This window comes from Psychrobacter sp. 1Y4 (assembly GCF_051847555.1).
On sequence record NZ_JBPYDE010000009.1, the window covers coordinates 150390 to 159335 of the forward strand.

Annotated in this window: 7 protein-coding genes; 3 read left to right on the forward strand and 4 right to left on the reverse strand. The window is 43.9% G+C overall.

What is annotated here, in order from left to right; translation table 11 throughout:
* Positions 1-29: 29 nt before the first annotated feature.
* Both ACS8FC_RS09760 and ACS8FC_RS09765 read right to left on the reverse strand, forming a co-directional pair.
* Positions 30-1523 (reverse strand): amidase, encoded by a 1494-nt coding sequence (locus ACS8FC_RS09760; protein ID WP_439263198.1) that lies wholly within the window; start codon positions 1521-1523, stop codon positions 30-32.
* Between the two features lie 184 nt (positions 1524-1707).
* On the reverse strand, positions 1708-5064 hold the full coding sequence (locus ACS8FC_RS09765; RefSeq protein ID WP_439263196.1) for a DNA translocase FtsK: 3357 nt from the start codon (positions 5062-5064) through the stop codon (positions 1708-1710).
* 694 nt (positions 5065-5758) lie between these two features.
* Between ACS8FC_RS09765 and trxB the strand changes: the two genes are divergently transcribed.
* Genes trxB through ACS8FC_RS09780 form a run of 3 tightly spaced genes read left to right on the forward strand, consistent with a single transcriptional unit; the run spans position 5759 to position 8082 of the window.
* Complete coding sequence (gene trxB / locus ACS8FC_RS09770) at positions 5759-6793, forward strand: thioredoxin-disulfide reductase (protein WP_439296598.1); 1035 nt, start codon at positions 5759-5761, stop codon at positions 6791-6793.
* Positions 6794-7585: a leucyl/phenylalanyl-tRNA--protein transferase gene (aat, locus tag ACS8FC_RS09775; RefSeq protein ID WP_439296599.1), complete on the forward strand. Its 792-nt coding sequence runs from the start codon at positions 6794-6796 to the stop codon at positions 7583-7585.
* A gap of 56 nt (positions 7586-7641) precedes the next feature.
* Positions 7642-8082, forward strand: coding sequence for a MerR family transcriptional regulator (locus tag ACS8FC_RS09780; RefSeq protein ID WP_299221656.1), 441 nt, complete (start codon positions 7642-7644; stop codon positions 8080-8082).
* A 42-nt stretch (positions 8083-8124) separates the two neighbouring features.
* On the opposite strand, the gene rimI is transcribed toward ACS8FC_RS09780, so the two are convergent.
* Together rimI and ACS8FC_RS09790 are read right to left on the reverse strand one after the other, a co-directional pair.
* On the reverse strand, positions 8125-8616 hold the full coding sequence (gene rimI, locus ACS8FC_RS09785) for a ribosomal protein S18-alanine N-acetyltransferase (RefSeq protein ID WP_439263189.1): 492 nt from the start codon (positions 8614-8616) through the stop codon (positions 8125-8127).
* Between the two features lie 120 nt (positions 8617-8736).
* Positions 8737-8946 (reverse strand): EF-Tu C-terminal domain-related protein (locus tag ACS8FC_RS09790; RefSeq protein WP_459112913.1); only part of this gene is annotated, 210 nt, incomplete at its 5' end.

The following is an 8946-nucleotide window of genomic DNA, read 5'->3' on the forward strand; positions in this document are numbered from 1 at the left end:
CAATTCTACAACCCTATTACTTGGTATAGTTACTTCTCAAAAGCCGCCTTAGTAAATAATCCTGCGCGCTCAATCTCTCCTGCCAAACTTAGTAGTGTGGTCTCATCATTCATACGACCGATCAATTGCATGCCAATTGGCAGACCCTTTTTACTCATTCCAAGTGGCAGTGACATGGCAGGTAAGCCTGTGACATTACCGAGCAAAGTAAACGCCATTTTGCTCAGTACAGGATGGCTAAGCTTCTCAATCATCCCTGAGCTAAAGGTATATTTACCCATATTAATACCTTTATTTAATAGACCTGAGGTGCTCATTAATATCTCGTCTACTCGGCTTGGTGGCAACACTCCATGCTTCACCGCTGTCGTTGGTACTGTGGGACATAAGATCATATCGTATTGCTCAAGTAGCCTACCCGTCTGGTATTGGCTATTATGCCAGCCGTGTTTTGCATGTACTAAATCGACAGCAGACAATGAGCGGCCAAGCATCGCCATATTGTAAGTTTGCGGCTCAAGGTTTTGCACATGCTGTTTGCCATGGCAGCGCTCAATATCGTCGATAGTAAAAGCCGTATGGGCACACACCACTACGATAAAATCATGCCAAAATTTCTCGATATTAATGTTTGGTTCAGCTGGCACAACGCGGTGCCCCATAGCCTCCAATTGCTTAGCGGTTTTTTCCAGAGTAGCCAACACCTCTTTATCCACTACAGTATCGGCAATGAGTGGCCGCTGATGTAAAGCAATCGTCAGCGGACGAGGTGCACGCATTGCTGCTTGCAAAAATGTGCCATTGGGCGGAGCAATCACATAAGGTGCACCCACCTCAGTACCACTCGTCGCATCAAGCATCGCTGCACTATCACGCACCGTGCGCGTGATGGCATGATCGGCGATCGCGCCATCCCAGCCTTCACCAAATGCAGGACCAATTGGATTGCGGCCGCGACTAGGTTTAAGGCCAAATGCACCGCACCATGCTGCAGGAAAGCGTATCGAGCCGCCGCCATCTCCTGCGCCTGCCATCGGTACAATACCGCTGGCGACTACCGCTGCACTACCGCCCGATGAGCCACCAGAGCTATAGCCCTTTTTGAATGGATTGTGGGTAGCTCCATGTGCTTTGGGCTCAGTAGTAATGATTAGACCAAACTCGGGAGTATTAGTCTTGCCAAAGGTATTAACGCCACTGGCTTTCATGCGTTTGACAATTTCGCTGTCGTAATCGGTCATGATATTGACACTGCGACTGCCCATCGTTAATGGCTCATCAGAGAAATAGAAAGACAAATCTTTGAGAAGATAAGGGACACCAGTAAATGCACCTTTCGGTAATCCTGCTTGCGCGGCATCATAGGCACGCTCATCAAAGCGGTGAATAATGGCATTAAGCTTTGGATTGAGTTTGTTGGCTTGATTGACGGCAGCATCTAACAACTCTTTAGCGCTGACTTGTCCTGAATTGACCAATTCTGCTAATCCTAGCGCGTCGTACTGAGTATATTCTTTAAACATTTTTGCATCCTTGCTTAGAAATAATTTTACTTATGATCATCAAACCTATTGAGTATATCGGTTTAGATAGCAGACGAATAGACACCTATCAGTACTGCTCTGTTCATTACTCTATTTATTAAAACGAAAAAGCGAGCCACTATTGCGACTCGCTTTTTCTTTTATTAGCCAGATTTACCTGTATTTACATAAGCAACTCACGCTTACCACTTTTACCCATGGAGCTGACCAGTCCAGCCTCCTCCATAGAGTCGACGATGCGCGCCGCGCGGTTATAACCGATACTAAATTTGCGTTGAATGCTAGAAGCAGATACTTTACGAGTCTCCATAATAAAGGCGACTGCATCATTATAAAGATCGTCGTCTTCACCAGATGCACTACCAGCACCACCACCGCCAGGGCTCGACAATTCAAAATTGCCCGCCATGTTGTCGATATAGTCTGGTGCACCGCGTTCACGCCATGCATCGCACACACGGTTGACCTCTTCGTCACTAACGTACGCCCCGTGGACGCGATCTGGCTCAATCTGTCCTGGCCCCAAGAACAACATATCACCGTTGCCAAGCATGTCTTCTGCCCCGCCGCTATCCAAAATTGTCCGTGAATCGACTTTTGAATTAACCCGTAATGCCGCACGTACTGGAATGTTGGCTTTAATCAAACCAGTAATGACATCGACCGATGGACGCTGAGTGGCGAGCATAAGATGAATACCTGCCGCCCGCGATTTTTGAGCCAAACGCGTGATAAGCTCTTCTGCTTGCTTACCGACCTGCATAATCATATCGGCAAACTCATCCGCAACAATGACAATCATCGGCAAGGTTTTAAGCTTCGGTGCTTGGTCAATGCTTACACTGTCGTTAGGTCGCCATAATGGATCAAGCATCGGTTTGCCAGCTTTTTCAGCAGCTATTACCTTTTTGTTAAACTCATTAAGTTTACGCACTTTTAGCAAGCTCATTAATTGATAACGGCGCTCCATCTCAGCCACACACCAAGATAAGCTACTAGCCGCTTCTGTCATATCGGTGACGACAGGCGTTAATAGATGTGGAATGTCATTATAGTTGGCCAGCTCAAGCTGCTTTGGATCAATGAGAATCAGGCGCAAATCATTTGGCGTATATTTAAGTAGCATCGAGAGCAGCATTGAGTTTACCAATACTGACTTACCAGAACCTGTTGTACCTGCAACCAACATATGCGGTGCACGAGCAAGATCAGTAATAATAGGATTGCCACCGATATCTTTACCCATTGCCATGCTGATTTGCGCTTTAGGGTCTTTGTATTTTTCAGTATTTAAAAGCTCAATCAGACGCACCATTTCGCGTTTTTTATTCGGCACTTCGATGCCGATATAAGGCTTACCTGGAATGACTTCGACCACACGTAATGACGCCATAGACAAGGAGCGCGCAAGATCACGTGAAATACCCGTAACCTTACTGGCTTTTACCCCAGCGGCCAAATCTACTTCAAAGCGCGTGACGACTGGTCCTGGAATCGCATTTACGACCGAGGCTTTGACATTAAACTCCTGTAGTTTAATCTCCAATAGCTCTGATAACTGCTCAAGCTCTTGAATGGTATAGCTTGGCTTACGATCAGGATCTGGTTTATCTAAGATAGACAGCTCTGGAATGGGGGTCAGCTGCGCACGATATTGAGCGGTTTGCATTGAGCGTGACTTTTGACTAAACGCTGCATCATCACTGATATCAGGCATGACTGGCGCATCTGTATCGCCCAAACGACTATCGTCTTCTGGCATCATATCGGTAATATGATTACTACTATCACCCTTGGGGACGGCAAAGCTCATCGTTGGTTTGGACGCTGCTATCGGCTCAACACTTACGCTTGGATTAACGCTTTCTACCGCCGGCTCAGCTTTTGACGCCGTCTTTGGATTGGCAGGTGGCGTATTGGTCGGGGTCATATCTTTCGATATCACCGGCTCTTGTACGTTTAACTTTCGTTTAACCTCAACGTTGTCAGTTTCCGCCGCTCTCTCTTTTATTATAAGCTCTTCAGCTACAGTCTCTTTGGATATAGGTTTTTTCTCTACAGCTTCTTTAGCGACAGACTCTGTAACTATAGGCTGCTCGTCAACCACTGGTGAAGCTTGATGTTCAGCCCTCTTCGTGGCTTCGCGTATTGGATTTTGATGGTCGGTGACGACGTTATCAGCAGAGGTGGTATGCTCAAACGAAGATGCTTTATCTGCCTTTGCAGGCTCGTTCTCAGCTAGCCAAGTATTTGCCAACGCATCTAAATTGGGTGTTTGTTCAATAGCAGCAGTCGTATCTATTTGTTCAGATTTGATTGCATCAGATTGGTTATTTTCAAACGCTCTATCGTCATATTCTACTGCTTGCTCAAAATCTACATGAGTTTCTACAGGTGCAGATATAACAGGATCTGTAGCGGGCATCGGCGTTGATACGTATTGATCTTTCTCAGATTCAGTGGCCAATAAATCATCGACCGTACCAGCATCATTCCATGCAAAGCTAGGTTCAACTTTACGAGTAGGCATAGTGGGTGCTACTACTTGTGTCTTATTATTAGCGTTTTCAGTATGGTTATTCGATATAGGAGCTGATGCTTGCGAGCTGTCATACATAGTAGCCTGATTTGTAGCAGACTCAGCAGCATTGGCTGCAACAGTCGCCTTGACGCTAGCGCCAAGTCCTGACTTGGCCAAAAAATCCGTTAGCGCATGACTAAAGCGACTATTATTATCTGGCGTATGGCTTACGCCAGCGGTTTGTAGCTCGAGGGGTAGTTGCTCGTAGCCATCGGCACTTTGTTTCGCTTTACGTTCAGTGCTTGTATGGTTGTTAGTACTGGCAGCTAACTTATGAGCTGCGCTGTTTTCCTCGTCGTTAGATGCTGTATTATCAGAGCCTTGCTGACTGTAGATATGCTGAACACTATTATCTTTGACACCTGAGCCAAGCCATGACAAATCGATAAGCTTACCATATAACTTATGCCAATGAATATTGAACGCAAACGTCGCAGTGATACCGACAAACCCTGCCAAAAACAATACACTTCCCCACTGCGATAATAGCTGCGTCAGGCGTGCTTGCAACTCAAGCCCGATGATGCCGCCTGCAACGCCTTCAAGGCCTGATGCAATAGGGTCTGTAACTTGCTGTACTAGAGCAACAATTTGCGCAAACAAGGCACTACTACTTAGTATTAAAAAGACATAAGCCACCAAGCGTAGCAACCAAAACGTCGGCTTATTGTCCCACCAAATCAAGATAGATTCATAGATTAAAAAAGCCAGTAGCCACCAAGCGCCAAAGCCAAAAAAGCTATAGAACAGATCAGACAACCATGCGCCTGTTGAGCCGCCCATATTATTAATCGTCGTCATATCACTGCTAATATGCGACCAGCTAGGATCATTGCCGGTATAGGTCGATAAAATAACGAACAAATAAACGGCCAAAATTATCCCAAGAAAGGTAAATATCCCTTTTTTTAAATACTCAATAAGCGGTGCTGATATCACGTAAAATCTGCCTTGTTATCCATACTAAATAGTCGTCAGTCCATGATTAAGCTGAATCATGCTGACATAAAGTGCTGACATAGATTGACGTAGCCAAATACTTATAAACAGTCTTTATAAACGGGGTCTATAAAAAGCATCTATAATAAAACAGCTATTATAAGGTATCTTATTGCTATACATGACGTAAAAGTCGTCGTTTAACATTTAAAATAGGTACTTAGCACTCTATGTTAGTAATATGCTTGCCTATCGCTAGCCGATGTTACTCACACTCTAGGCGTTTAGCATAACTTCTTATAATAACAAATACATAGCTCGATTGGGGACGATGTTATGAATAAAACGTGCAAGAAAACACACCGATAACGAATTTATAAATAAGTAGAGACCTCAACAAAATAGCGAAGGCAATCTCATTGAAAAATATAGCTATGAACACTATTGATTGACTATAATTAACCTTCAACAAAAGAGGTAAAAAATTATAACGCTCTACTCAGATAAATCTTGTGCAAAATTGAGCTGCACAAACACAGCGAGCATACTTTAATTGTAATAATATCCATATTAGTTTTAGCAAACTTGCACTTCTTAGTAACGGCCCTTATGTTAGTATCACATATCATTAAAATCACTCAATCATTTCTAGTTTTTTATAATCATCGTTTATCAAATTTAGCAAGGAAAAAGTATGTCAACTGAAAACAACACTGCTACTCAAGAAACGCGTCACGAAAAACTTATCATTTTAGGCTCAGGTCCAGCAGGTTACTCTGCCGCCGTCTATGCTGCACGTGCCAACCTAAAGCCAGTAATGGTTACTGGTATGGAAGTAGGCGGACAATTAACCACCACCACTGAAGTCGATAATTGGCCAGGTGATGCTTATGATTTGACAGGCCCTGTACTGATGGATCGTATGAAGGCACACGCTGAGCGCTTCGGTACCGAACTGGTCTACGATCATATCAATGCTGTTGATCTAAGTACGCGTCCTTTCAAGTTGACTGGCGACAACGGCAGCTATAGCTGCGATGCTCTTATTATCTCAACAGGTGCATCAGCGCAGTATTTAGGTTTAGAATCAGAACAAAAATTTAAAGGTTTGGGCGTGTCCGCTTGTGCAACCTGCGATGGGTTCTTTTATAAAGATCAAAAAGTTGCGGTGATTGGTGGTGGTAACACCGCTGTTGAAGAAGCGTTATATCTATCAAATATTGCCTCTGAAGTCACATTAGTGCATCGCCGTGATAGCTTACGTTCTGAAAAAATTCTACAAGACAAACTGTTTGAAAAAGCCAAAAATGGTAATGTGAAAATCGAATGGAACCATAAAGTCCAAGAAGTGGTTGGTGATGATATGGGTGTCAACGGCATTATCATTGAATCTATGATTGATGGTAGTACCAAACAGTTAGATAGTCATGGTATGTTTGTAGCAATCGGTCATAAGCCTAATACTGATTTATTCAAAAATCAGTTGGACATGAAAGATGGCTATCTTATCGTCAATAGCGGCTTGAATGGTAATGCTACACAAACCAGTATCGAAGGGGTGTTTGCAGCAGGTGACGTCGCTGATCACGTCTATCGTCAAGCCATTACTTCTGCTGGTACTGGTTGTATGGCAGCGCTCGATGCCGAAAAGTATTTGGATGCTATCGGAGAAGCGACCGCCACCGATCATACATATGCGTCGACATTAATTGCTGATAAAGAAGCCTAAATGGGCAACTTCTCTCAACAAAATGATAGTCATATCACGCCTGAGACTTTAAAAAGTCTTGGGCGTTATGACTTTCCTGACCCTATTTCTATCGATCCAGATGGTATCGGTATCGTGGCGATAGGTGGCGATCTAGCACCTCAAACGCTGATTTCCGCCTACGCGCAGGGATTATTCCCTTGGTTTAACGAAGATGAGCCTATCGCTTGGTGGTGTCCTGAGCCGCGTTGCGTCATAGTGCCGACCGATTATAAGCCAAGCAAATCGCTACGCAAGCAAGCAGACCGTACTCGTTGGCAGCTGACGCTCAATCAGGCGTTTGATGATGTGATTCATGCCTGTAGTTTACCGCGCAGTGATGGTTTGCCTGAAGGTGAGCATACTTGGATACATGAGGAAATGATCGAGGCTTACACAGCACTTCATGCTCATGGATTTGCCCACAGTATTGAAGTTTGGGATGAGAAAGGCGCGCTCATTGGTGGACTTTATGGGTTAAAAATAGGCCGTATTTATTTTGGTGAGTCGATGTTTCACCGTGCCTCTAATGCCTCAAAAATTGCATTCTGGGGCTTGATGCGTTTGTGCGAACAAAGCAATGTCGCACTTGTAGACTGTCAGTTGCCAAATGATCATTTAATAAGCTTAGGCGCAACGACTTTACCGCGCCCTAATTTTTTAGCGCAGCTAGATACGCTGATTGGCAGTGGTTCAACCACATGGCGAAAAGATTCTCACAAATCCTTATCCGTATCGCTAATTGATACAATAGAGCCATGGCAACTTAAGTGAGAACAAATGCTATTGTAATAACAAACCTTTTATAATTGTTGGTCAACGAGGTTAGTATGGCACCTGATACATCGTTTTTACTGATTGGAAAATTGGCAACACAGGCCAATACGACCAAGGACACCATACGCCATTATGATCAATTGGGGCTGCTAAAATCACGTAAGCGTCAAGCTGGATCTCGTCTCTATACTGAGTTTCATTCAGAGTGTATTGAACGTATCGAGCTGATCAAAAGCGCTCAAGCTATTGGCTTTACGCTCACTGAAATCAAAGACAGCCTTAATGACTATTATGATGGGCATCTCAACCTTGATGATCAACTGATGCTGACGCAGCAAAAGCTTACGCAAGTGAAAAAGCAACAGGCGAATATAAATCGTATGGTCGAGTTACTCACTGAGCGTATTGAAGTACTTGAACGTATGAAAGCAGACAGTACTTATAACATTGATGGCGCAGACTGTAAAATACCTAACGCTGCCCCTCCTCTATAACCTCTTCAAAAAATGCGAAACTCACAATACTAAATCACAGTGCTATAGCAAACGTTGCATGATGAGCGCATCAATTGCTGGCTGATTCGGTATACGATAATAGCCCTGACGCTTATAAATCATTGAAAACCCTTGCTGTTCATACAAAGCTATCGCAGGAGCATTGTCCGCCCGTACTTCTAACAGTAGCGTCTCCACATCTTTATTTATCAATTCAGTATTTAATTTATCAAAAATCTGCGAGGCGATACCTTGGCGTTGACACTTAGGACGAGTACCAATTCGTAGAATTTCTGCCTGCTCAAATACTATCTGATACAGACAATAACCCACTATTTTATGGCTAGCAATTTTTTCTTCTTTGCCTTTATCATAAGCAATCAGGATATGATTGTTATCTTGCTCTAGCAAATCAACCATTGCTTGACACGACCACGCCTCTTGCGCCTGCACCATAGCTTCAATATTCGCTACCATTTGTATTATTGTGACAAAATCTAAATCGTGATTTGACAGACTTTTTATAGTAGCCATTATGCTTCCTCGTCTTACTCTTCATCAAAAAAAAGCCACCCTTATATAAGGATGGCTTTTTAACTAAAGGCTTCACACTCATCAGACTAAGCTGAATGCAGCAAACCTTGCAATGTCTTCTTAGTCATTAACGTTAGCAACAACACCAGCGCCTACTGTACGGCCGCCTTCACGAATTGCAAAGCGAAGACCTTTGTCCATAGCGATTGGGTGGATAAGCTCGACGCCCATCTCAACGTTGTCACCAGGCATAACCATTTCAGTACCGTCTTGTAACTGGATTGCGCCAGTGACGTCAGTGGTACGGAAGTAGAACTGTGGACGATAGCC